Origin of the sequence: Planomicrobium stackebrandtii (assembly GCF_030814955.1) — a bacterium.
GTDB classification, from domain to species: Bacteria; Bacillota; Bacilli; order Bacillales_A; family Planococcaceae; genus Planococcus; species Planococcus stackebrandtii.
The window spans coordinates 315457-341209 of the sequence record NZ_JAUSWB010000002.1 but is presented as its reverse complement, the minus strand read 5'-3'; the positions used below and the strand labels follow the sequence as shown (position 1 = coordinate 341209).

General features: G+C 46.1%; 22 protein-coding genes. 7 read left to right on the top strand and 15 right to left on the bottom strand.

From position 1 onward, the window contains the following. Positions 1–13: 13 nt before the first annotated feature. On the bottom strand, positions 14–505 hold the full coding sequence (gene ybaK / locus QOZ98_RS05235) for a Cys-tRNA(Pro) deacylase (RefSeq protein ID WP_308786440.1): 492 nt from the start codon (positions 503–505) through the stop codon (positions 14–16). A 47-nt stretch (positions 506–552) separates the two neighbouring features. Then, entirely contained in the window at positions 553–2712 is a 2160-nt protein-coding gene (locus QOZ98_RS05230) for a DNA topoisomerase III (RefSeq protein WP_308786439.1), read from the bottom strand. Between the two features lie 255 nt (positions 2713–2967). On the opposite strand from QOZ98_RS05230, the gene QOZ98_RS05225 reads away from it, so the two are divergent. After that, on the top strand, positions 2968–3906 hold the full coding sequence (locus tag QOZ98_RS05225) for a nuclease-related domain-containing protein (protein WP_308786438.1): 939 nt from the start codon (positions 2968–2970) through the stop codon (positions 3904–3906). A gap of 138 nt (positions 3907–4044) precedes the next feature. Here QOZ98_RS05225 and QOZ98_RS05220 read toward each other — a convergent pair whose 3' ends face one another. Further along, a complete protein-coding gene (locus QOZ98_RS05220; protein WP_308786437.1) occupies positions 4045–4608 on the bottom strand; it encodes an NADPH-dependent FMN reductase in 564 nt (187 codons plus the stop codon). 141 nt (positions 4609–4749) lie between these two features. Continuing rightward, positions 4750–6573 carry a cation:proton antiporter gene (locus tag QOZ98_RS05215; protein ID WP_308786436.1) on the bottom strand — a complete coding sequence of 608 codons (1824 nt, stop codon included), beginning with the start codon at positions 6571–6573 and terminating at the stop codon, positions 4750–4752. A 146-nt stretch (positions 6574–6719) separates the two neighbouring features. On the opposite strand from QOZ98_RS05215, the gene QOZ98_RS05210 reads away from it, so the two are divergent. Continuing rightward, complete coding sequence (locus QOZ98_RS05210) at positions 6720–6902, top strand: SE1832 family protein (RefSeq protein WP_142827060.1); 183 nt, start codon at positions 6720–6722, stop codon at positions 6900–6902. A gap of 37 nt (positions 6903–6939) precedes the next feature. Then, the gene (locus QOZ98_RS05205; protein WP_308786435.1) at positions 6940–8505 is read left to right on the top strand and encodes an ABC-F family ATP-binding cassette domain-containing protein; all 1566 of its coding nucleotides are present in this window, start codon (positions 6940–6942) and stop codon (positions 8503–8505) included. A 42-nt stretch (positions 8506–8547) separates the two neighbouring features. Here QOZ98_RS05205 and QOZ98_RS05200 read toward each other — a convergent pair whose 3' ends face one another. The 3 genes from QOZ98_RS05200 to QOZ98_RS05190 all read right to left on the bottom strand — a co-directional run bounded on the left by QOZ98_RS05200 (position 8548) and on the right by QOZ98_RS05190 (position 12049). Continuing rightward, complete coding sequence (locus QOZ98_RS05200) at positions 8548–10002, bottom strand: phospholipase D family protein (RefSeq protein ID WP_308786592.1); 1455 nt, start codon at positions 10000–10002, stop codon at positions 8548–8550. Positions 10003–10094: 92 nt separating this feature from the next. Next, positions 10095–10631 (bottom strand): RNA polymerase sigma factor, encoded by a 537-nt coding sequence (locus QOZ98_RS05195; RefSeq protein WP_308786434.1) that lies wholly within the window; start codon positions 10629–10631, stop codon positions 10095–10097. Between the two features lie 170 nt (positions 10632–10801). Beyond that, positions 10802–12049, bottom strand: a complete 1248-nt coding sequence (locus QOZ98_RS05190) for a hemolysin family protein (RefSeq protein WP_308786433.1) — start codon at positions 12047–12049, stop codon at positions 10802–10804. A gap of 149 nt (positions 12050–12198) precedes the next feature. Here QOZ98_RS05190 and QOZ98_RS05185 point away from each other — a divergent pair, with 149 nt between their 5' ends. The 4 genes from QOZ98_RS05185 (at position 12199) to QOZ98_RS05170 (ending at position 16332) form a co-directional block, all read left to right on the top strand. After that, positions 12199–13575, top strand: coding sequence for a dipeptidase (locus QOZ98_RS05185; RefSeq protein ID WP_308786432.1), 1377 nt, complete (start codon positions 12199–12201; stop codon positions 13573–13575). 79 nt (positions 13576–13654) lie between these two features. Further along, positions 13655–14227 carry a glycerol-3-phosphate acyltransferase gene (locus QOZ98_RS05180; RefSeq protein ID WP_308786431.1) on the top strand — a complete coding sequence of 191 codons (573 nt, stop codon included), beginning with the start codon at positions 13655–13657 and terminating at the stop codon, positions 14225–14227. A gap of 93 nt (positions 14228–14320) precedes the next feature. Beyond that, the gene (locus tag QOZ98_RS05175; protein ID WP_308786430.1) at positions 14321–15178 is read left to right on the top strand and encodes a DegV family protein; all 858 of its coding nucleotides are present in this window, start codon (positions 14321–14323) and stop codon (positions 15176–15178) included. 134 nt (positions 15179–15312) lie between these two features. Then, positions 15313–16332, top strand: a complete 1020-nt coding sequence (locus QOZ98_RS05170; RefSeq protein ID WP_308786429.1) for a DUF2804 domain-containing protein — start codon at positions 15313–15315, stop codon at positions 16330–16332. Positions 16333–16450: 118 nt separating this feature from the next. Here the strand turns inward: QOZ98_RS05170 and QOZ98_RS05165 are convergent, their stop codons facing one another. From QOZ98_RS05165 to QOZ98_RS05130, 8 genes are all read right to left on the bottom strand, one after another. Then, positions 16451–17188 carry a glycerophosphodiester phosphodiesterase family protein gene (locus QOZ98_RS05165; protein ID WP_308786428.1) on the bottom strand — a complete coding sequence of 246 codons (738 nt, stop codon included), beginning with the start codon at positions 17186–17188 and terminating at the stop codon, positions 16451–16453. Positions 17189–17198: 10 nt separating this feature from the next. Then, on the bottom strand, positions 17199–18053 hold the full coding sequence (kynA, locus tag QOZ98_RS05160; RefSeq protein ID WP_308786427.1) for a tryptophan 2,3-dioxygenase: 855 nt from the start codon (positions 18051–18053) through the stop codon (positions 17199–17201). Positions 18054–18221: 168 nt separating this feature from the next. After that, positions 18222–19067, bottom strand: coding sequence for a GNAT family N-acetyltransferase (locus QOZ98_RS05155; protein ID WP_308786426.1), 846 nt, complete (start codon positions 19065–19067; stop codon positions 18222–18224). A gap of 202 nt (positions 19068–19269) precedes the next feature. Continuing rightward, positions 19270–21093 (bottom strand): ABC transporter ATP-binding protein, encoded by a 1824-nt coding sequence (locus QOZ98_RS05150; protein ID WP_308786425.1) that lies wholly within the window; start codon positions 21091–21093, stop codon positions 19270–19272. Further along, positions 21086–22813: an ABC transporter ATP-binding protein gene (locus QOZ98_RS05145; RefSeq protein ID WP_308786424.1), complete on the bottom strand. Its 1728-nt coding sequence runs from the start codon at positions 22811–22813 to the stop codon at positions 21086–21088. Before QOZ98_RS05145 ends, QOZ98_RS05150 begins: the two co-directional genes overlap by 8 nt. A gap of 338 nt (positions 22814–23151) precedes the next feature. Next, complete coding sequence (locus QOZ98_RS05140; RefSeq protein ID WP_308786423.1) at positions 23152–24066, bottom strand: DMT family transporter; 915 nt, start codon at positions 24064–24066, stop codon at positions 23152–23154. Positions 24067–24121: 55 nt separating this feature from the next. Then, positions 24122–25183, bottom strand: a complete 1062-nt coding sequence (locus tag QOZ98_RS05135) for a copper resistance D family protein (RefSeq protein ID WP_308786422.1) — start codon at positions 25181–25183, stop codon at positions 24122–24124. Then, complete coding sequence (locus QOZ98_RS05130; protein WP_308786421.1) at positions 25180–25728, bottom strand: copper resistance CopC family protein; 549 nt, start codon at positions 25726–25728, stop codon at positions 25180–25182. The genes QOZ98_RS05135 and QOZ98_RS05130 overlap by 4 nt, the downstream gene beginning before the upstream one ends. Positions 25729–25753 lie beyond the last annotated feature (25 nt).

Below are 25753 nucleotides of genomic sequence, written 5' to 3'. Positions count from 1 at the left end.
ACGGATGGAAGCTTCATTGACTTGGCGCTGTCAATTCAGCAAATTGGCCATTTGTTACAGCTGTCAGTCTAGCTGGAGCCAGTTTAAGCTGCATGCCGATTTTGCCGGCAGACACGATCATTTCAGGCAATTGCTCAGCTTCGGCCGAAACAAAAGTCGGAAACGGTTTTTTCATTCCGACCGGCGAACAGCCCCCTCGGATGTATCCGGTCAATGATAGGATATCCTTGACCGGTGCCATCTCGATTTTCTTTTCGCCGACCGCTTTAGCTGCTTTTTTTAGATCCAGCTCTTCCACAACCGGGATGACGAAAACATAGGCCTGCTTCGATGCACCGATTGCCACTAAGGTTTTGTAGACCAGTTCGGCAGAAAAACCGATTTTAGCGGCAACGGAAACGCCATCCACTTTGCCGTCTTCCGTGCTGTAGTTGAGCAATTCATAAGGAACATTTTCTTTGTCGAGCATGCGTGCTGCATTGGTTTTTGCAATTTTCTTAGCCATGGCGAATTCTCCTTGCTTCGAAGTTCTTTTCTCCTCAGCATACCACCCTATTCAGTTTGGCCCAATAGCTTTTTCAGCGCATCCGCCATCGCGGTATTTTGCGGCGCCTCGTCTTGCTGGTTCAAGTATTTATTAACGTCTTTTTTATTGGCTTTGGATTGGCCGGATTTTTTGCGTTTTTCAAAGGCTGACAGTTTTTCGCGGTGTCCGCATTTGCAGACGAAAATCTTGCCGTCTCCTTCACCTTGCATTTCCAGCTTTTTGTGGCAATTCGGGCAGCGCGCATTGGTCTGCATCGCCACTTGTTTTTTGTATCCGCAGTCGCGGTCCTGGCAGACGTTCATCTTGCCGCGTTTGCCGTTGACTTCAAGAAGCGGTTTGCCGCAATCCGGGCACATTTTGCCGGTGATGTTGTCATGCTTGAATTTCTTGTCGCTCTTTTTGATGTCCGACACTGACTTTTCGGCAAAGGCGATCATTTCTGTCATAAATGCTTCTTTCTTCATTTGGCCTTTGGCGATTTTGGTCAGTTGCTGTTCCCAGTCGGCTGTCAGCTTCGGCGACTTCAAGTCTTCCGGGACAAGCTCCAGCAGTTGGCGGCCTTTCGATGTAATTGTCAGATCCTTGCCTTTTTTCTCAATCAAGAACGTATTGAACAATTTATCGATAACATCGGCACGCGTCGCAACCGTTCCGAGCCCGCCCGTCTCACCGAGTGTCTGGATCAGTTCTTTGGATTCGCCGCTCATGAATTGCGCCGGGTTCTCCATGGCGCCAAGCAGTGTTCCTTCATTGAAAAAAGCGGGCGGCTTGGTTTTCCCGTCAGTCAGGGCGATGCCTTTGATCGCCAGCTTCTGTCCATTTTCAAACGGCGCAAGCGTCGTATCGTTGTCGTCTCCTTCATCCTTGTAGATGCGTTTCCAGCCTTCATTGCGGATCGTGTTGCCTTTTGCCTGGAAGGTTTCCCCGCCGGCAGTCAGCTTGACCGTCGTTTGGTCATATTCGTACTGCGGGTAGAATACCGCAAGAAAGCGTTTGACGATCATGTCGTATAATTTGATCTCTTTATCGGACAAATCGTGCAGCGGCGGCGTTTCCTCTGTCGGGATGATAGCGTGGTGATCGGAAACTTTGGCATCATCAATAACGCCTTTTTGCGGCGCCACCGGATTTTTCAAAATCATCGCAGCCAGACTGCGGTAAGGTCCCATCTGCACGGCTTTGACGCGGTCTTTTAATGTATCGCGCATATCGCTCGTCAAATGCTTTGAGTCGGTCCGCGGATAAGTCACAATTTTATAGCGTTCGTATAGGCTTTGCAGCGTATTTAGCGTCTCTTTCGCCGACCAGCTGTAGCGCTTGTAGGCTTCTTTCTGCAGCTCGGTCAAGTCGAATAAAGGCGGTGCTGGCTGGCGTTTCGGCGAAATTTTGATATCCGTCACTGTTCCTTCATGCGTGTTCTGAAGTTTATCAAATAGGCGGTCGACTTTGTCCTTATCGAAGGATTGCGTCGAGTTGCCGTCCGTCCAGGTGAAGGCTGCCTTATCAGTGATGGCTTGCATTCCGTAATACGGCTTCGGCTGGAAATTGCGGATCTGTTGTTCGCGTTCGGCAATCATTGCAAGTGTCGGCGTCTGCACACGGCCAGTCGACAATTGCGCATTGTATTTGACGGTCAAAGCGCGCGTCGCATTGATGCCTACGACCCAGTCCGCTTCTGCACGCGCCACAGCTGCTTCAAATAAATTCTCATAGGCACGGCCGTCTTTTAGGTTTTGAAAACCGTCTTTAATGGCTTTGTCAGTAACCGACGAAATCCACAAGCGCTTCAAGGGTTTGCGCGTATTCGTTTTCTCCAGGATCCAGCGCGCTACCAGCTCGCCTTCGCGCCCGGCATCTGTCGCGATGATGACTTCGTTGACATCGCCGCGCTGCAAGAGCGACTTGACGGCATTGAACTGCTTCATCGACTGCTTGATCGGTACCAGTTTGAACGGTTTTGGAATGATCGGCAGCGTATCCATCTTCCATTCCTTGAAGTCATTGTCGTATTGCTCCGGCTGCGCATGCGTCACCAAGTGGCCAAGCGCCCACGTGACGATATACTGTTTGCCTTCCAAATACCCGTTGCCTTTTTGTTCGCATCCAAGAACGCGTGCAATATCACGCGCCACGGATGGCTTTTCTGCTAAAACGATTGATTTCATTTAGATTCACCCTCATTTCTGATGTGGTTATTGTAACATTTTCTGATTTTAAAGGAAAAAGATGCGGCAGAATTGTATTTTTTGTTCAATGGAACGCATTTGCACACCTGTGGATCGTATTTCAGAACTAACGGAACGTATTTCATTCGCAATGGATCGTAAAGCCAGCTTTTCCAAAATTAACTCAAAATATTCTTGATTTCATTCACTGGCAAGGCTATATTAATTTCAACTCTCTTGAAAGGAATGATGTTAATGCAATTGATTGAACGCCGACGCCCCAATATCCTTATCTATTTGGAAGCCCTGCTGGCCCGCACTCCTTCCTTTCATCCAGCCTATGCCGATGTGAAAGAAAAAGTGAGGACCTGGACTGCTGGCTATGCCGGCGAAACTTGGTTTGACCGGATGTGGCTCGATTATACGAGCGATGAAAATTTTAGAGTAATCCCTGATTATGTCACCACTTCTCATCAAATGGATGCCATCTGCGTCTTCTCAAAATTCATTGCCATCATCGAAATTAAAAATATCGGTGGAGTCATTGAAATGGACGGGACGACCCGTCAATTTACTCGTACATTGCACTCTGAATCAATTGGCATGAGAAATCCGGACGATCAGCTGTATCGCCATGAAAAAAAGATTCGGCAACTGACAAATTACAAAATCCCTGTTATCGGCATCGTTGTATTTACCAATCCCTCCAGCATCCTTAAACTCAAAGCTGTAGAACGACGAGTTGTCCACCTCTCCGGATTACCATTCGTATTAGATCAACTGATTGAACAGTACACCACCTATCCTTCATTTGACGTTCCTCAACTATGTGACCTTCTAATGGCTCATCAATGTCCTCCCGCACCCTATCAGCACGAATCCATACCCTACCCATTGCAAACTGGTGTTTTTTGTTCCGCCTGTTCTTTTTCGAAAATGGTTTATTCTCGCGATTTATGGCGTTGCCTGAATTGCAGCAATAGGCAGCAGGATGCTCATTTATTGGCATTGCAGGATTATCGCCTGTTGATAGGAAGCACGATATCCAATCAGGAATTCCGAAGGTTCACGGAGATGGAATCAAGATCGAATGCAGTGAAAATACTAAAGCGCTGCAGTTTCGAAACTGTTGGCACTCATAGAAGCCTCAGATATTTGATTCCCGAAATGGATTTGCGGAATAAAACCAAATAGGCAGCAAAATCGTATTTATGACTCAGTTGGTCGTAAATGAGTTGCAACGGATCGTATTTCCAGGCTAACGGAACATATTTTAACCACAGCGGATCATAAACCAAAAAACCTCCCACAAAGGGAGGTTTTCTCAATCAATCATGGATTATCCAGCGTTTCCTTCGACAAATGCGTGCTCATCTCGGCATATTGCACGAAGACGCGTGCCAATTCGCGCAGGCGGTTGTGGACGTCTTCGTTGATGATGGTGTTGGTGTCGTCGAAATGGCTGGTGTGTGTGTAGACGTAGTTCGGTGTCACCAGGCAGCGGAAGTAGTCGAGAATCGGCTTGAGCTGGTTTTCGATGACTAAGTGATGCTGATACGTGCCGCCATTTGCAACGATGGATACCGGTTTGTAGCGCATCGTACGCGGGTGCAGCATATCAAATGTGTTTTTCAAGACACCTGGAATCGATCCTTGGAAGATCGGCGACGCGATGATGTAGCCGTCTGCATCCTCAAAGCGGCGGACAATTTCCTGCATGCTGTCATTGTATTCGCCGAGCGGCCGCCCATCGACAAACTGATGGTCGTAATCGGCCAGCTTTAAAATCTTTAATTCCATTTCAGGAGCGAATTCTTGAATATAGGTTTGCACCTGCTCCAAAATGGCGCCGGTTTTGCTCCCGAGAATCGTTCCATCGACTAATAAAATCTTCATAATCCTATGTCCTCCTCAAAATGCGTGGAATACCAGTTATTTATGTGCCAAGCCGTATCATTGCATGCAATGATCCGTTTGTTTTCATCATAACAAACCCTGTTTCACAATACGCATCGAAAAGCTTAAAAGCGAATGATTTCATGCTTTAGTCTGAGTGGCGATTTTAAAGCGCTTGTTCTCCAGGCGCTCCTGCGTACGGTCCGATTGACGGGCAGGTGACGTAAAGCTGATGATTGCATCCCCGGGCTTGGGCTCGAGTTTATTGCTTTCAGCAAAAAATTCAATTTTGCCTTGTGGCCGTTGAACAAAGAGCGGGATGGTGTCATCCGTCCATTTTTCCAGAAAATCTTCGTAGCTGAACTGCTCTGTCAATTGCGTCTTGCGCATTGTGTAGCCCTGCTCGGCTTTTCTTTCCAGCTCATGGATGTTCCACTGGTCCCCGAACAAAGTCCGGCCGCTTAAAGAAGAATGGAAATCGGCCGGGTCCCCTTCATGAATAGCCGTCTGGTACAAGTTTGTACGCCCTAATTCAGGAACAAAATTATTAACGACCAGCGCGTTATAAGAATCGGTTTCCGTCGCAACAATCATCGTTTCATACGCTGTCATTTCCACTTCATAATCAGTATGCTCTGACAGGATCTCCCCTGCATAGGTCGTCAAACCGACTTGCCGCGCTCCTTGCAGGCTGCCCCAGGAAGGATCTACAATCATGACATTTTTATTGAGATCAGCCAACACTTCGCCAAGCTTTACAGCAAACCGGCTGGCGCCCACAATAATGATGCCCGGCTCTTCTGCACTAGCAAGACCGAGCTTCCTGCCCAGCCAGCCAATCGTAAAACCGTGCGCAATAACGGTAGAAAAAACCAGCGCAAAAGTCAGGGCCGTCAGCAGTTCTGCATCTGCAAATCCCGCCTCAAGCAGCACTCCCGAGAAATAACCGGAAACTGTCAATGCCACGATGCCGCGCGGCGCAATCCAGCCAACCAGCGTTTTCTCCTGAATCGTCAGGTCGGTACCGATTGTCGATAACCAGATCGACAGCGGCCGGACGACAAACAGCGTTGCCAAAACAAATGAAATGATTTGCCAATTGAAGATTTCAATCAACACATCAAGACTTAACGAAGCGGTCAGCATGACAAAAATACTGGATATCAAGAGAACCGAAATATTTTCTTTAAAATGGCGCATGTCATTGATTGAAGCAATGTTCATATTGGCCATGACCATGCCCATAGCCGTAACTGCCAAAAGCCCGGTTTCGTGCATGACCATATCCGACACCACAAACGTCAGCAGGACCACTCCGAATACCATAGGCGCTTTCAGAAATTCTGGAACCTGCCCCTTCTCGAACAACATCCCCATCAATCCGCCAGCACCGGCACCGAGCGCGACTGAAAACAAGGAAGCCAAGAAGAACAGCCCAAAAGCGGCCGCTGTTTCATCGCCAATTGCGAACAGCACGAACTGGAACGCGAACAAAGCGAGTAGCGCACCAAACGGATCCACAACGATGCCTTCCCATTTCAGGATTGCAGCAGGACGCGTTTTTAATTTGGCCTGCCGAAGCAGCGGCAAGATTACGGTAGGGCCCGTTACGATAAACAGTCCGCCAATGACAAATGCCACTGCCCACGATAAGCCAGCGATATAATGTGCCGCCAGAGACCCAACAATCCAAGCGATAAACGCACCCAGCGTAACAATTCGCAATATCGGCTTGCCAAAGGTACGGATTTCCTTGAAGTTCAAGTTCAGACTGCCTTCAAAGAGGATAATGGCGACTGCTAATGAAATGAAAGGATTGAACAGTTCTCCAAAACTTTCAGCAGGATCAATGATCCCCAGAATCGGTCCCACCAGGAGTCCGGCAATCGACATTAGTACGATTGCCGGAAGCTGAAGACGCCAAGCGATCCATTGAGAGAGCACTCCCAGAAAAATAATGAGCATTAAGTCGAATAATAAACTATCGATGGCTTGTCACGTCCTTTTAATCTTTTTTGGAATTATACAGGTTTTATATAGTGAAGGAAAATCGTTAAAGATTCAACTTTTGTGATTTTGTGTTACAATGATAGAAAAATAAGGGTGATTTTGTGAACAAGCAGGAATTGGAATACGCAATTGCTGAGCTTAAGATGGACTATGTCCGCCATCAAGGCGATATCGAAAAGCTCGAAACAACTGGACACGCCGGTATGGTGGAGAAAGCAGAATTGCGTCTGGAAAAAATGGAACTACAACTTGCGGAATTAAACCAAAAACTCGCGGATCTGTAACCGCGATTTTTTTTATGATATTGGAGGAATTTATTAAATGAGTTTATTAACAGTAGAAAAATTAAGCCACACGTTCGGTGACCGGACCCTTTTCAACGACGTATCGTTCCGGCTGGTCGAAGGTGAACATGTCGGATTAGTTGGAGCCAATGGCGTCGGGAAGTCGACAATGATGAATATTTTAACGGGCAAGATCATCCACGATGATGGGCGCGTTGAATGGCAGCCACGGACACATTACGGTTACCTGGATCAGCACACACAGCTGCAGCCTGGCCGCACAATCCGCGAAACGCTGCAGGATGCATTCCTGCCTCTATATATGAAAGAAGCGGAATTGAACGATATCGCCATGCAAATGGGCGATGCCGACCCTGAACGCCTTGAAGAGCTGCTTGAGCAGATGGCGGAAGCACAGGACGCTTTGGATGCCGGTGATTTTTATACATTGGATGGCAAAGTGGAAGAGATTGCGCGCGGATTAGGCCTTGATGCAATCGGACTTGACCGCAACGTCGAAGCTCTTTCAGGTGGACAGCGCACGAAGCTGCTCCTTGCAAAGTTGCTGCTTGAAAAGCCGAAAGTACTGCTTCTGGATGAGCCGACCAACTATCTTGACGAAGAGCATATTCAATGGCTCGTCAATTACTTGAAAAACTATCCGCATGCGTTCTTATTGATCTCGCATGATACGGAATTTATGAGCAGCGTCACCAGTGTCATTTTCCACTTAGAATTTTCGCGTTTGACTCGCTATACAGCTACTTATGAGAAATTTATTGAGCTTGCCGAATTGAGCAAGCAGCAGCATTTGGATGCCTATGAAAGACAGGAAGACATGATCAAGAAAACTGAGACCTTCATTGCGAAAAACAAAGCGCGTGCTTCCACAACCGGCCGTGCCAAGTCCCGCCAGAAACAGCTGGACCGTATGGACCGCATCGACAAGCCTGAAGTTGCAGCAAAACCGCAATTCGCTTTTAAAGAAACACGCAGCCCAAGCCGTTACGTGGTCGAAGCGGAAGCCCTTTCCATCGGCTATGAAAAACCACTCCTGCCCCCGCTAACGTTCATGATCGAACGCGGTGAAAAAATCGCGCTTGTCGGCATGAACGGCGTCGGGAAATCGACCTTGCTGAAAACAATGCTCGGCAAGATCAAGCCGCTTGACGGGGATGTTCTGCGCGGTGAGTATTTGACGCCAAGCTATTTCGAACAGGAAGTCAAAGCACCAACCCACACACCGCTCGATGAAATTTGGGCCGCATATCCAAGCATGGACCAAGGCCAGGTGCGTGGCGCACTTGCCCGTACCGGTTTGAAAAACGAGCATATCTCCCGTCCCATGACGCAGCTGAGCGGTGGCGAACAAGCCAAAGTCCGCCTGTGCAAATTGATGATGGAAGAAAGCAACTGGCTGATTTTCGATGAGCCGACCAATCACTTGGACATTGATGCAAAAGCTGAACTGAAACGTGCGATGCAAGCCTATAAAGGTACCATTGTTCTTGTAAGCCACGAACCTGAATTCTATGAAGGCCTGGCAACTAAAGTCTGGGACGTTGAAGAATGGATTTCGGCCGGCAAAACGGTACAATCATAAAATACAAAAATGCCTCTTCTGGTTTTCCAGAAGAGGCATTTTTTAATAGGTCGTCAGTTTAAATAGTTTTTGGAAGCCATAGATTCCTCGCTGCCAAAAGGTGAAATCATCTTGATATTCTTCTGTCTCCAGCGTGTATAGGGCATCTTCGTTATCCCACAGGCGATCGAAATAATTCTCCATGTCTTCAGTCAGTTCACTGTCATTTGGTGCTACAATCCGGATATTGCTTTCCATATTGTAATCGTTGAATGCTCGCTCCGTATAGTTGGTGGAGCCTCCGGAAATGACTGTTTCATCTGAAGTTTGGATCATAATTGATTTTGTATGGAACTGTCCGACAACGGCATTGTACCAGCGAACCTCCAGATGATCTTCTGATTCTGATAGCATCTCGTGGACTACTGGGCGGTTTGGCAAACCCGTTTTTTCATTGCCAAATGCATTTTCATTGGCATCCAGAATCAGACGGACATTTACTCCGCGATTGGCTGCGTCTGTTAATGCATTAACAACACTGCTCTCAGAGATATAGAACATCGCCAATTGAATAGAATCGCCTTCTGCCGTTTTCTCAATATCTGAAAGCAGAGCGTCCAACACTTTTCGCTCTGTCAAGTATTGCACCTGGTACTCTCCCTCTTGTTCAGCTGCTTCAACTCTAGGAAATTCAGGCCCTCCTGAAAACAGTGATACGGCTTCTTCCGCTTCCAAAATATCATTTAAAACAGGTCCACTGACTTTAAACGCCATATTGCCATGCAGCCCACTGGCATTATGGGGATTCGCTGAACTGATGATGGCTTCTTTTTCAGTAATGACCGCTTTTCGGTGATTGGCTTTGATGTTCATCATCTTCAAGTAAGAAGATACTGTTAAATCAGGGGCATCGCTCGACATCCCATTCGGCACCCAGCCTCTGCCGCCAGCGTCAAACCACTGAAAAATGACGCGGTAAAATCCGGAATACAACGGCGTCGAGTCACGAAGCTTGTCCAAATCTGTAGTGATGACTTCTACTCCTTCATCTTCCAACGTACCTAAAAACTGATTTTCATAAGATCCATAGCCGTAATTCAACGGATCGGTAATAAAGTAAATCGGAAAATCCGGATTTTCTTCTTTTTTATCCAACAAATGGTTGGTCAAAGTTTCCGCTACTGCTGGAAAATCGGTCTCCTGATCGTTGTAATTATCAAAAAGAAAAAGATCGATGACAACAAATTCTTCTGCCTCATCAATCATGTCGTAAATTTCATTGAATATCCGCAGTTCACTTTCTGTTTCGGTGCCTTCTTTATCTTGGGCATAAGACAAGTCATAAATCATTTCGATTTGTTCGATGGCATGAAGATCCCCTTCACTTGAAACGCCTTCTGGCAAAGGCTTAAACGTCTGCCATACAATAACTACAATATAGAGGAATGCCAGAATACCGACGGAGCCCATTACAATCCGTCTTCTTCTGCTCCAATCCTGGAACTTTCTCTTTTTCATCATCTTTCCCCCTCCTGTTTATTATAACCAGTAGGAGGATAAAATTCTTATAATATTTTCCATTAAAAAAACCAACCGGAAATCCGGTTGGTTTAAGTCGCTACCACATATTCACGCGTCCGGTCATCTTCCATCAGCATGTCTTTTAATCGCTGTTTTCCACGGAATAGACGGGATTTAACCGTGCCGATTGATACTTTCATCGCATCCGCAATTTCTATCAACGAATATTGATGAACATAAAAGTAAAGAATAGTGGTGCGGTAAATAGCATCCAGTTCTGAAATCTTGTGGCGAATCATGACAGAAACGTCCTGTTTCTCCAATAGTTCAGCAGCACCTGCTGAATCAGAAGGAATCAAATCCAGCAACGAGACATCCAAGCCTTCCGGCTGTTGAATCAAATGCTTGCTGCGTCTTACGTTTTTGCGGTAACGATCACGGAATGTATTCATGCAGATTGTTGTCAGCCAAGCTTTTACGTGATCTACTTCAGCAATAGAAGATTCGTAGCGTACAACTTTCAGCCAAACTTCCTGCATCAAATCTTCCGCTTCAGCTTTATTGCGTGTCAGTTTTAAACATAAATGATAGATGTACCGATTGTATTCTGTGTATAGCGTTTCCATGATCGTGCCCCCGTCCGTTCTGCTTGTCCAGCGAAGGCATTTTGCTTTCGCTTTCTCTTATAACCTTATATTGACGGAAGTGGAGCTTTCACTCTATCGCTTCTACTTTCATTTTCCTTACAAAGGTGTAATAAAAGGAAAAAATCCCCTGTCCCAAGACAGCGGATTTTCTATGCTAAAACTTCTTCTTTATGATCTATTTTCATAATTGTTAAGCGGACAATGCGGTTACGGTCCATTTCGTTGACTTCAACCTGAAGATTTTCATACGTAAACTGTTCGCCTTCATCTGGCACATGCCCCAATTGCTGCATGACAAAACCGGCAATCGTATCGTGATCGTTCGGCACTTCCACATTGAACATGTCGTTGACATCTTCAATTTCGAGGCGGCCATGGCATGACAGCAAAATATCCGTCAGCTCAAACACCAGTTCGTCGTCTTCTTCATCTGTCTCGTCTTCGATATCCTGGCCGATCATTTCCTCAATAATGTCTTCGTGAGTGACAATACCGAGTGTTCCGCCGTATTCATCCAAAATCACAGCCATATGCTTTTTCTTCGCCATCATCAGTTTAAAGACTTTTTCTACACTGACTGATTGAACCACAAACAATGGATTGTCGTCCATCAGTTCCTCCAGCGTCAAATTCGGATTCATCGACCATTCTATCAGCTTTTTCGAGTAAAATAATCCAACAACATTATCCATACTTTCCTCATAGACCGGGTAGCGCGTGTAGGAAGAATCCAGAATCAAATCACGTACCTCTTCATAAGTAGAGTCGAGAGCAATCCCCACTGTGTCGGTGCGGTGAGTGGACATGACATCCGATACATCTTTATGAGGGAAATCCAAAACCCCTTTGATGCGCTCAGATTCATCTTCCTCAAACGTTCCTTCAGTGGAAGCAATATCAACCATGGTACGCAATTCTTCTTTCGTCATGCTCGCTTCTTTCACTGTGCCTTTTGAGATAATGCGAATGAATATGTTTGTGAATTGCGCCAATAGCCAAGTTAATGGCTTTAAGATGACTACCAAGAAGCTGATAACAGGAAGCACAATATAGGCCACTTTATCAGAGAATGTAGCAGCAATTGTTTTTGGCAGCACTTCTCCGAAAATAATCAAAACGATTGTTAGAATAGCAGTGGCAAGTCCAACTTCCCATCCTCTTGTGATGGCAATGGTCGTCACCAATGTTGGCAGCATGATATTGGCAATATTGTTGCCGATTAAGATTGTCGTAATCATTCGGTCCGGCTTCGCAATTAACTTTTGCAGTTTCTGTGACTTAATATCACCCTGCTCTGCGCGAAGTTGGACCTTCATCCTATTTACTGCTGTCAATGCCGTTTCGCTTCCCGATAAGAAAAACGACATGAATAAAAAGATACCTAATGCTATAAACAATATTGTTTCCTCCAGTGTTATAAACACATAATTTTACGAACTCTTTCCGTATTCAACACTATACCATAGCCGATTTCCACTTGTCGAAAACCAAAACTTGGTATGTTATAATTTTTTCATACTCAAATTTAACGAATCGAGGGATCTAGATGAACGCTCAAGCCATAGACCAATACTTTAAAGACCATCGGGAATCACACCTGGAAGAATTAAAAATGTTTTTGCGCATCCCTTCTGTCAGCTCTTTATCCGAGCATAAAGCGGATATGCAAAAAGGAGCAGAATGGCTGATTGCCGCACTCGAAAGTGCTGGCCTGGAAAATGCTAAAATTGATAAGACCGATGGACATCCGGTGGTTTATGCCGACTGGCTCCATGCAGAAGGCAAACCGACAGTACTGATGTATGGCCATTACGACGTTCAGCCGGTGGATCCTCTTCACCTATGGGAATCAGCACCTTTTGAACCTCAAGTCCGCGACAACAAACTCTATGCCCGCGGTGCAAGTGACGACAAGGGCCAGGTTTTCATGCACATCAAAGCTATCGAGGCCCTTTTAAAAGTAGATGGCGAATTGCCGGTCAATATTAAATTGATCATCGAAGGCGAAGAAGAGATTGGCAGCCCCAACCTTCCGAAATATGTGGAAGAAAATCAGGAATTGCTGAAGGCCGATGTCATCATCATCTCCGATACCGGCATGCAAGGACCAGGACGGCCAGCTGTCTGTTATGGCCTTCGCGGACTTGCCGGCATCCAAATCGACATCAAAGGACCAAAAGGCGATTTGCATTCCGGACTATACGGCGGCGCTGTTCAAAATCCGCTGCATGCCGTTGTAGAAATCCTCCAGTCGTTCCGCGACCAGGAAGGATTGATCCAAGTAGAAGGGTTTTATGACGACGTCCTTGAAGTTTCCGATAAAGAGCGCGAAGAATTTGCGGCGCTTGAGTTCGATCTAGAGCATGAGAAAAAAGAAATCGGCATTGCAGAGGACTTTGGCGAGAAAGGTTATTCTTTCGTTGAACGTACGTGGATTCGCCCGACCCTAGAAGTCAATGGCATCACCGGCGGCTTTTCAGGCGAAGGCATCAAAACCGTCCTGCCTGCAGAAGCCAGCACTAAAATCACGTGCCGCTTAGTGCCAAATCAGGATCCTGATGACATTGTCGCCAAACTAAAAGCGCATGTGGAGTCCCACAAGCCAGCAGGAGTCACCGTTGAGATTTCTGAGTTTGATAAAGGCAAACCGTTCCTGACACCTTATGACCATCCTGCCATTCAGGCAGCTGGCCGCTCTTACGAGAAAGTCTATGGTGTGCCGACCGCGTTTACACGAATGGGAGGATCGATTCCGATCGTCGCCGCATTCGACGAAATTCTAGGTTTGCCTGTCGTCTTAATGGGCTTCGGACTTGCATCTGAAAACTTCCATGCACCAAATGAGCATTTCCATCTGGAGAACTTCGATAAAGGGCTTCGCGTCATCAGCGATTATCTTTTTGAAGCTTCTGAATTAAAATAGTCTTTTCCATAAAGGCCTTCCCGTTATGCAGGGAAGGCCTTTATGCTCTATTCATATTTCAAAACAAGGGGGATTCCTAATGGTCGTTTACTGGCTGCTTTCGTATGTTATCGGGAATTTTTTGACGGCATGGTGGATCGGCAAATGGAAAGGCATCGATTTGCGGCAACAGCGCAGCGGCAATCTTGGGGCCAGAAACGCTGGCGCCACTCTTGGCAAATCAGCCTTTCTGCTGACCTTTCTCGGTGATGCCGGAAAAGGCGCACTCGTTGTCTGGCTTGGCTTTGTTTTTGATTTTTCTATTTGGGAAATAGCTGTGGCTGGGTTGGCCGTCATCTTGGGGCACTTATTCCCTTTCTGGCTCAAATACAGAGGCGGCAAAGGAATTGCGGCTTTTGTCGGTGTAAGCTTTTGTTTAACACCCGATTTGTTTTTGGCGATGTTCATCCTGTTTTTCGCATTTTTCCCCTGGTTTAAGAGTGCGACTTTATCCATGCTTGCCAGCTTTGCAGGCTTTATCGCCATGTCAGTCATTCTTCAAGTATGGCTCATTACCTGGCCGTTAATTGCAGCCATTATTATTATTGTGATTAAGCACAAAGGGGACATCGAAGAATCGTTCAATAGCCGGTTTCGCTCACCTTCTGTCTAGAAAGTGCAGTTTATTCGACTATTACTATCGCTAAAATATTATACATGTTATAGTTTTTATAATCTAACTATTCTAAAAAAGGGGAGTTTTTGTATGAAGAAACCGATTGCATGGGTTATAGATACGACAGGATTTGTAACAGAGGAGTTTAAAGCACATCCGGACGTTTATATTGTTCCATTAAATATTCATTTCGGTACTGAAGAATTTATTGATGACGGTGTGGATTTGACGAATGATGAACTTTATCAGCGCATTAAAGATTCCGCTGATTTCCCTAAAACCTCGCAGCCCTCAGCTGGGAAATTTTCGGAACTGTACGACAAACTGAAAGAAGAATATGAATGTGCCATTGCTGTGCACGCTTCTGCAAAACTCAGTGGAACAATCGCTTCGTCTACTGCAGGTGCTGAAATGAGTGAATTCAAGGTTTATGCCGTCGATTCGCTGGCATTGTCTTACGGTTTATCCGGCTTGATCGAGCGTGGCTTAAAGCTGCAGGAACAAGGAATTGGAGCAGAAGAGATTGCGCAGCGGCTTGAAAAGGAAACTGCGGATTTCCGGAACTATATATTAATTGGCAACCTTGCACAGCTTTATAAAGGCGGCCGAATGAGCGGCGCCCAGTATTACCTGGGCAGTTTGCTGCAGATCAAACCGATTGTCCAACTTACCCCAGAAGGTGAACTAAAGCCCATCGATAAAGTGCGGTCACATAAAAAAGCGATTCAGTATTTGATCAACCACGCCAAAAAGGATTATGAGGAGCACGGAGTCCGGAAATTCCAAATCATGCACGGACATGTGAGCAATGAAGCCGAAAGTCTTAAGCAGGAAGTACTGAAAGAAATGCCGGATGCTGACATTTTAATCGGCGATTTAAGTTCTTCGCTTGCTGTCCATGCAGGAGAAGGCACTCTCGCTTTCCAGTGGCGGCGGGAAGCTTTGTAGAATCCTTCTATGACTAATGATGGATAAAGTTATTTAGTTTTCAGACTTTTCGGCTGAACTCATTGGTCCTGACCGGATATTACACCTTTGTTCTGCTACAATAAGAGTAGAAGAATGATGGTGAGGTGGATTTAATGCAACATGTGGAACGAGAGCTTACTGAATTTGTAAAACTTTGTGATGCAAGAGGCCAATTAAATCCAAAAGCTATTGGATATGCTAAACAGCCACTGGTGGAAAGCAACCTAAGCGGCAATTTTATGCGCAAGAAAAAATGGAATTACTGGTGTGTCTTTGGGGATGAAATTTTATTTTCAGCAACAATTTCCCATCTGGATTATGCCACTGTCTGTTTTGTTTATTTCCTTAATTACGAAACGCAGCGTTTTTATGAGAAAACCGTTGTGATTCCATACACGCGCCATGTGAAATTATCTGAAAATGCATTGGATCCCTGCCATTTCCGCAGTGATTCCATGACCATCGAGTCCATTTTCAGTCAGGATGCAACACATTTAACCGTCAGCGTCAAAGAGTTTGACGGCGAGGACCTGGAAGCAATTCTGGTTATTTCACACCCCGAGGATTACGAATCCTTGAACGTGGTCGTTCCATGGAATCGCCAAACCTTTCAGTTTACAGGAAAGCATACTTCGCTTCCGGTCACGGGAATGGTCAAAATAGGCAGCCAGCGTTTTGAATTTGAAAAACTGGACAGCTTTGCTGTATTGGACTATGGGCGCGGTATTTGGCCTCGGGAATCTCTCTGGAACTGGGGAATGGCTTCTCAGCGTTCACTTGGCAAAGTAATCGGTTTGAATTTAGGTGGGAAATGGACAGATGGCACTGGAATGACCGAAAATGCTTTTTTTGTGAACGGCAAGATGACGAAAATCCATGAAGATGTTCTTTTTCATTATGATCGGGAAGACTTTAAAAAACCGTGGCTGGTCCACAGTAAATTTTCCGATGATGTCCAGCTGACATTCTCCCCTTTTTTCGAGCGTGTATCCAAAACAGATGTGCGGCTCGTCAAATCGGAAGTCCACCAGCTTTTCGGCTATTATGACGGTTATGTCCGTTACGCCAATGGCAAAAAACTAAAAATCACCCGTCTTCTCGGTTCTATTGAGGAGCATTATGCAAAATGGTAATACGAAAAGCCGAATTGGAATCCTCCAATTCGGCTTTTCATATTATTATAGAAATTTTAAGAAATCGCTTTATAATGCTGCTTTCTGCGAGCTAATCTACGTATAGAAGACTGATTCTTCATTTTTCCTCATAAGATTCTTTTAACTCAAAATGTGCCAGCATCTTTTCCGGATGATCAGTAAAGATGCCATGCACACCAATTTTGTGCAATTCTTCTGCGTAGTTTACATCGTTGACTGTATAAACATAGACAATAGCACCTTTTCGCAGTGCATCGGTGGTCATTCTTCTGAAAGCCGATGGCAGAGATATGTGAATTCGCTTCGTGCCAATGACACGTGCGTAATCATAGACATCCACCAGCACTTCAAAAGTCAAAATGGCGCTTTCCACTTGTTTTCCTTGCACCAGCGACTGTACGTCTTCATGATTAAAGGAAGAAATCAGCACACGATCCGTAAATCCACGTTTTGCTGCCAGATCAACTACTTTGTCAGCTAAGCCATCATAAGGAAACACATCTGTCTTTAACTCGATATTCAGCCTGTGATTGGTTTCTTCAAAAATATCGAATATTTCGTCCAAGGTCGGAATTTTTTCATCGCTCCATTCCTCAGAACGCCAGGATCCACAGTCCAATTCTTTGAGTTCTTTTAAAGTCATGTCTTTCACATAGCCTTTGCTGTTTGTGGTGCGATTGACTTTTTCATCATGAATGACGACAATCTCGCCGTCTCTCGTTAAGTGCACATCAATCTCGACACCTGTAATCGGCAATTCAGCCGCCGCCTGAAAAGCCGCAATTGTATTTTCCGGATAGGTGCCTGAGCAGCCTCTATGCGCGTAAATTTTCACAAAACCCCTCCTAAATATCAGTCCGTATTTCCCAAAGCTCCGGGAAAAAGTATTGATCTAAAACTTTTTTCAAATAATTGACTCCTGATGAGCCGCCAGTGCCTTGCTTAAAGCCTATTACCCGCTCTACAGTCTTCATATGGCGGAAGCGCCATTGCTGAAGCCAGTCTTCGATGTCCACTAATTTCTCTGCCAGCTGATAAAGCTCCCAATGCGCATCTACATCGCGGTAAACCGTCTTCCAGGCGTCGCGCACGCTTTCGTTGGATTCATAGACCATGCTGACATCCCGCTTCAACACTTCGTCGTCGATGGCAAACCCGCTTCGGGCCAGTTTTTGAATCGCAGCATCGTAAAGTCCTGGCGCGTTGAATGCTTGTTCAAGCTCAGCATGCAGCGGCGCATCTTTTTCATAGATCTTCAGCACATGCTTGGTTTTATAGCCAAGAGCAAATTCGATCATGCGATACTGATAGGACTGGAATCCGCTGGCATTACCCAAATCATCGCGGAATTCCATATATTCAGCAGGCGTTAATGTCGACAGAACGTCCCATCCCTGGATAATTTGGGACTGGATCCGCGACACCCGCGCCAATTGCTTGAACGCCGGCTGCAGGTCATCTTTATGAATATTATCGATGGCGGCCCGCAATTCGTGCAAAATCAGTTTCATCCACAGTTCAGAGACTTGATGGATGATGATGAACAAAGTTTCATCATGGTGTTTGCTGACTCCGTCCTGAGCTGTCAACAGCTTGTCCAGATGGAGATAGTCACCGTAGGTCATGCTTTCCTTAAAATCTGTTCGGATGTTCTTTTCGGATGCTGCGGCGATGTTTTGCCCATTTTCGTAGTTGTTCATCAAAGTCGCTCCGTTCGTTCTCGGCTTTGGCTCTGCTGCTCTCAGTTGATACCTCTTCTATAAACGGTTGACTAAGCACTGAAATCCGGGAAACACTAAGTATAAGCTATATGAATAGATAAAATTAGGCAATACTTAATAAAACCGATGCTTCTGCTGCTTTACTCTTTACACTGTGCCATGTTTCCAGTAGGAAATGGTTTGTACCCGCCGGAAGCCCGATCCCTCATAGATATGCAATGCTTGATTTTTTGTTTCAACATCCAATAGGATTTCTTTCAGCCCGCGTTGAAACGCCAAATTCCGGCTCCATTTCAAGAATTGTTTACCGTAGCCCTGGCCCTGCTGTTCGGGATGGATGGCAAAAGCCGTCACCCACAAGCTCTTCTCTTCGGTTACAAGCGTTGCAGTGCCAATCAGCTGCTGGTCTTTCTGAAGCAGCCAAATCTCTCTTTCCGGATCTATCATATTATGCTCCATAATTGGCAAAACCGAGTCATCAAACGCAGCTGTCAACAGCTCCGCCAATTCTACTGCTTGTCCCGCATATGGAACCAATGCTAGGCCGTCAGGCAGGCTGTCGTCTGGCAAAGGCTCTGCAGAAAGCAGGATTTCATTAAAATCCGGGCAATATCCGATGCTTTCCATAAATGCAGCGATGTCCACCCCATTGACGAAAGCCACCAACTCGCTTTCCGCCTGCCGCTGAGCCAACGCATGAGAAACACCATCTGCCAAAGCTGTTCCGAGTGACAGCCTGCGGTAATCCGGATGAACAAAAAGCGACCACTCGTAATGATGCAGCCCCACCATATCGGCAGCAGCGGCAAAACCGATCAACTCTTCCTGGCCTGTGTAAGCAATAACGGCAAATCCTCTTGCAGCTGCTGCTTTCCAAAGAGAAGGGTGAAGGACCGTTTTATGCTCAGCCGGCAAGCCGTCCAGCAACTGCTCCATGTCGTTGGCCGTTTGTTCATCTAGTGGAAATGAAACGATTGATAACGACAAATCCATCTTGCGACCTCCTATTCTTTCCCATTCTGTTAAAACAGTATGGGGAACTCCATAATATATAGCACCTATCACCAACTGCTTCCTTGTCTTTTATCCTATCATAGAGCGGCCCAAATCGGTATGAGACAAAAAATGTGCCGAATACCAAAAACCTGCTCCGGATTTCCGGAACAGGCCTTTGGATCTCACTGTAATATTGCTTTTACAACTTTGCATCTTCCAGCATATTGGCGTAAATGCCGTTCTCATTCAACAACTGCTGCTGCGTACCCAATTCGACCAGCCGACCCATTTCCATGACCAATACCAAATCGGCTTTTCGCACCGTATTCAAACGATGGGCAATAACAAAGCTTGTACGCCCCGCCATGAGCCGCTCCAACGCTTCCTGTATCTTCAATTCAGTGACGGTATCGATGCTGCTCGTTGCTTCGTCCAGCAGCAGAATGACGGGATCCGCAATCAACGCACGGGCGATCGACAGCAATTGCTTTTGGCCTTGGCTGATCATCGATCCGTCGCCAGTCAGAATCGTGTCGTAGCCATCTGGCAGCTTTTCGATAAAGTCATGCGCGTTGGCCCCTTTTGCCGCCTTCACCACTTCTTCATCGGTTGCATCCAATTTGCCGTAACGGATGTTGTCGCTGACAGTCGCTTCAAACAGGAATGGATCCTGCAGCACGAAAGCGATTTGTTTACGCAATGTTTCACGTGGCATTGCGGCAATCGGCGTGCCGTCCAGACGGATCTCGCCTTCATTGGCGTCATAAAAGCGCGCCAATAATTGCATGATGGTTGTTTTCCCAGCTCCGGTTGCCCCTACAAGTGCTGTTGTTTGGCCAATGCCAACGGAAAAACTGACGTCGCGAATGGTCCAGTCTTCTTCTGCCCCTTCGTATTTAAATGAAACCTGATCGAAAACGACTTCGCCTTCCAACTGTTTATCCTCATTCAAGACCAGGTCGTCTTTCTCCTCTGTCTCATCCATAATCGAGAAAACCCGTTCAGCGCCGGCTATTGCAGACAATACTGTATTAAACTGATTGGCCAAGTCGTTTAACGGACGTGTAAACTGCCGGGAATACTCGGTGAAGATGACAATAACGCCGATCGACACAGAACCATTGAGTGCCAGGATTCCCCCAACACCCGCTACAATGGCAAAGCTTCCATTGTTGAGGAAGTTCATCACTTTCGGAATAAACCCGGCATAGGTCCATGCCCAAAATCCGGCACGGCGAAGCCGCTCGCTTTTTTCACGGAATTCTTCCATGACGCGGGGTTCCTGTGAAAATGCCTTGACGATTTTCTGGCCGGAAATGGTTTCTTCGATCATGCCGTTCAGCTCGCCAATCGCTTTTTGCTGTTCTTTATAGAGCCGCCCTGTACGCTTGGTGATCCATTGAATCGAGATGTACATGAGCGGAATGATGATTAAGGTCAATAAAGTCAATAACGGACTTAATGTCAGCATGACAATGGCCGTACCGGTCAACGTCAAAATGCTGGAAAACACTTGGATAAACGACGTATTCAATGTTGCAGAAACGTTTTCAATATCATTGGTCATTCGGCTCATCAATTCTCCGTGCTGCCGCTTGTCAAAAAACGTTACCGGCAATCTCTGAAGATGCGAAAAAAGCCGTGTCCGCATGCGGAAAATCACTTGCTGGGCGATTCCCACCATCCAAAAGTTCTGCAAATATAAGGAGACGGAATGGCCAATGTAGACCAATATAAGCCACAGCACAACGATTCCCATCCCATCGAAACTCTGCGGAACAATATATTCATCAATGATAAAGCCAATTAAATAAGGACCAAGCAACGCTAAAGCCGAGCTGACAAAGACCAGCGCCAATACGACAATCAACAAGAAGCGCTGTTCGTCGACCAGCTTCCAAACTTTTAATAAGGTTGATTTCCAGTTTTCAGCACGCTCAGACTTTTTCTCTTTCTTTTTGTTCAAATCTTCTTTTGTCAAAATCGGTTCATGTCCGAAAGGGCGGCGAATGGCATCAAACATATTCATCAACCTCCTCTTCTTGTTGGGACATGGCAATCTGGCGATACAGTTCTGAGCTCTTCAACAGCTCTTCATGAGTTCCGTAAGCCGAGATGCTGCCATCTTCCAAGAGCAGAATGCGGTCAGTTCTCATTGCCGTCCGTATTTTTTGAGTCACTACAAGCATCGTTGCCGCTTCCCGGTCCAGCTCTTCCCAAAGAGCCGCTTCGGTTTTGACATCGAGCGCACTTGTGCTGTCATCCAAAATTAAAATGGACGGTTTGCGCACCAGGGCACGGGCAATTGACAAACGCTGTTTTTGGCCACCCGATAAATTGACGCCTTTTTGTCCGACCCGGGTAAAATAGCCTTTTGGAAAACGCTCCACCGTTTCGTGGATCTGCGCTTTAGCCGCTGCGTCAGCCAATTCTTCCTGCACGACTTCATCTTTTCCCCAGGACAGATTATTGGAAATCGTTCCGGTAAAAAGAAGCGACTGCTGCGGAACAATGCCGATTGTTTTACGCAGCGCACGCAGTGACCAGTCTGTGACATCTCTGCCGTGCACCGATACCGTACCTTCAGTGGCGTCGTAAAAGCGCGGCAGCAACTGCAGCAAGGAAGACTTCCCAGAGCCTGTTGCTCCCATGATGGCCAGTTTTTCATTGGCCTTCAAATGGAACGAAACATCCTGCAGCACAGGCTGTGAACTTTCAGGATATGTGAATGATACATGATCAAACCGCACTTCTCCGCGGCGGAGGGCTTTAACCTCTCCGATTTCGTCTTTTTCACGAATATCTTCTGCCAGCAGCACTTCTTCAATCCGTTCAGAAGAAGCCTTCGCACGGGCAAAAATCATGATGATAAAGGAAAACATGGTAAAAGCACCGGTCATGCGCATTGCATAGTTAACAATGGCGACCAGTTCACCAATCTGCGCTCCCCCACTGCGAATTTCAAATGCCCCGAACCACAAAACGGCCAATAACGATAAGTTCATGCCGAATAATAAAATCGGCAAAATGATTTCCATGATTCTGAAGGCTTTTACCGTATCGATCTTTAAAGAATCCGCTACTTCAGAAAAGCGGTTCGCTTCATATTTCCCGCGGAGATAAGCTTTGATCAGACGCACTGCCTGCAGGTTTTCCTGGACAATGCGGTTGACGCGATCCAGGCGTTTTTGGACAAAACCAAAATAGCTGACGCCTTTTTTGACCATGACGTATAGAAAAATGAGCAGAAACGGAAAGACGATGACCAAATAGAAGGCCAATTTTGGATTGACGACAAACGCCATAATCATGCTTCCTACTACGAGCAAAGGCGCCCGCAGCATAATCCGCAGCCCCATGTAGAGGACCTGCTGGACCATCGTAACATCACTGGTCAACCGCGTAATCAAACCCGAAGCCGGGAATTTATTGAACATTGCCAGTGAAAAGGATTGGATCCGTCCGTAAAGGGCCTGTCGAAGATCAAAAGAGAAGCTTTGCGATGCGTGCGCAGCAAAATACGAATTGACGATCCCTGAAGCAAATGCGATGACGGATAAAGCCATCAAGACGATTCCTAATTGAATGATGACGTCCTGGTCCCTTTCCACAATTCCTTGGTCGATAATGCTGGCAATGACCAACGGCTGCAGCAATTCAACCGTCAATTCCAGAAGCATTAAAATCAACGCGATAACGATGTAAAATTTATATGGTTTAGCGTATGAAAATACCGTTCTCATGGAAATGCCTCCTAAACGTTTCGAAACTCGAACCTTTGTATAGAATAGTATGCCATAATTTTCAGATATCGAATAGGAATTTCTATTTTAAACCAGAAAAACGATGCCTCTTTGGGAGACATCGTTTTTCATAGATTGATCCTTACATGTTGAACTAAAGAAACGAGATTTTATTCATCGCTTCGGCCAGGGCTTTCGCGAGAGATGGCGTAGATTGAAAGCAAGCCTAAGTTTTTCTGATATGTTCATAAAAGATATGGAAAAAATCAGTGGAGACTCCCGCGGGGTCTATTGCTCTTAGCCCAAGGAATGGAGAATAATATAAGACGTTTCTATACCTACTCCGCCTCCAGCTTATTCTTTTTCGGATTGCCGGCCAGCGATAGCCAAGTGACAAAAATCAACATAGCCAGTGCACCGAATAATTGAACCGGCGACAAAACCTGGCCAAACCAGAACATGGAAATGACCATCGCGGTCAACGGCTCTAGTGATGACAGGATGCTGGTTTCAACGGCGGTAATGTAGCGCATGCTGCTGAGAAACAAGACGAAAGCGGCTGTTCCGATGACGATGATGGCCAGGATTGCGCCAATCACCGGAAGTTCGGTGAGGATCGGCCATTCGTCTGAAAGAAAAATTGGGTTTACAAGTCCGAGAAAAATGCCGCCAAAAAGCATCGACCAGCCGACCACGAGCAACACTCCCCATTCCTGCATGAGGCGCGCAGGATATAAAGTATAGAAAGTAAAAGCCAGACCTACCAGAATGCCCCAGAAAAATGCTTGTCCACTGATGATCAGCTGATCGGGTCTGCCATTGGTCAGCAGCAAAAACATTCCCCCCAATGTTCCAGCCATACCGATTATTTGATAGCTTGGCGGAATTTTTTTGTGAGTGATGGAAACAAACAAAATAATATAGACAGGAGCCAAAAATTGCATCAAAGTCGCTACTACGGCGTTGCTTGCTTCAATTGCGGCGACAAAGCTGTACTGGACGCCGAGCATTCCCAGTATGGAGAAGATCAGCAGCGGGCGAATCCAGGTTTTATTGCGGAAGATTGCTGTGACGCGGACACCTTTCAGCTTCAGGAACAAGAGCAATAAAAGACCCGCCACGATTAAACGGATGGTTAAAAGAAACGGAACGGAAATGCCATAGATCTCCATAGTCCATTCCATTAAAGGTCCCGTGGCTCCCCATAGCATGGCCCCGATTAATATCATGGAAACTCCCTTTAAACGTTGCATGCTCCCCACTCCTTTCAATAGAAAAACCAATCCCGAAAGATTGGCCTGTAATTATTTAAAATGATAGGTTCAACATTAACCCCACATAAAAACTGATGATAAATCCAACACTTAACAACAATGACAGCCAGGCATTCAGCTGCCGGTAAAAACCTACCAGCATCAAAGCCAGCAACAGCAGGCTAAGCCCCATCAAGAGCGAGCCGTTTAAGGTCAAATCCAATCCTGCTGCAAGCGGAATGTACAAAGGGCCTGCCAATTCTTCAATCAACCACCCGCCGCCTTCAATCCTCAGCGTATCATTAACATCGTGAGGCGGTGCCTGCTTGCTCATAAAAGCGGTAAAGATAAAGACGATCAGCAGCAGGATGCTTTCTACTTTCAGCCAAGCCTGCTGAAAAACTTTTTGCTTATTGAGAAATCCGTTGATCAAAGCTGCCATCAGCACCGGTATAATGCTGAGATGCTTTAGCAGGAGCAACTGTCCATAAGGCAAAGCCCAGGAATTGGCGTAATCGGCTGGAGCCACAAAAAAGAACATGATGACAACTCCGCTGCCGATTACTGCTGCTACACAGAAAAATGCAAACGGTGTGAACCAGGCCAAAAACCGCGCCCAGTTCATCCCTTCTTTTGCAAACCATGCCACGTGAAGCAGCACACCAGCCCACATAGCCATAAAAAGAATGTGGATGGAGTGCAGTGCAAATCCAGCCCACAGGTCAAGAGTCGAAATGTGGCTGTAGAATCCGACAGTCAGAATCAGCAGGAACAAATAAAGCGCCTGGATATAACGGCTGCCCCCCAAATAAATGGTTATAGCCAGGATGATTCCGAGCAGCAAGGTGATCAGCCATCCTTGACCAACGCGAAATCCAGTAATGGCATTCAGGTAAGATTCGCTCCACCCCTGGCTGCTTTGAAGAAATACAGCCAGTTCATAGACCGGACCAAATGACAGAAAAATAATTCCAGCTGTGCTGAGCAGCAGCAAAACCTTTGAAGTGGATAGCCTCGGTTTCCGGTCCTCGGGCACAAATTGCAGCACAACGGAACCCGCCAAATATGAAAAGGCAATATACAGCAAGACATCGGCAAATGCAGTGAAAAATGTCATTTTTTCTTCATCAGCAATTTATAGATTCCGAAAATCACTAAAGCAGCAATCAGCACAAGCACACTGGTTACGAGCAGGTTGCTGCCTTCTTCAGCTACTTCCGGCGCTGCCCCTTCCTCTGAAGCCGACACAGACTGTTCTGCTGGCTCTTCAGCTTTCTCTTCTGCCGCCGGAGCTGTTGCCGGTTCTTCCTCTGCCTCCACAGAAATACTAAAAGCAATTTCTCCTTCGATGGGATGGCCGTCTTCCCCAATAATGTTCCAAAGAATGCGGTAGTTTCCATTAGCCAATGGTTTACTAAACTCACCAGTCATCGAATCTTCGGCTACCGTGATGCCGTCAAATTCTAATGTTCCGCTTTCTCCTTCGATTGTCATTGTGCTGCCTTCTTCAATTCTTGTCCCAAAAACCAATTGCACCTCATCCAAAGCTTCGGTAACAGTTTCACCTTCTGCCGGTGTCGATGACATTAAAGTTGTATGCGCTTGAACCGAAAAAGGGAAAATTAGTATCAGGGATAATATTACAAAAAATTTATTTAACATTTTCTTACCTCTATTTTCATATGAT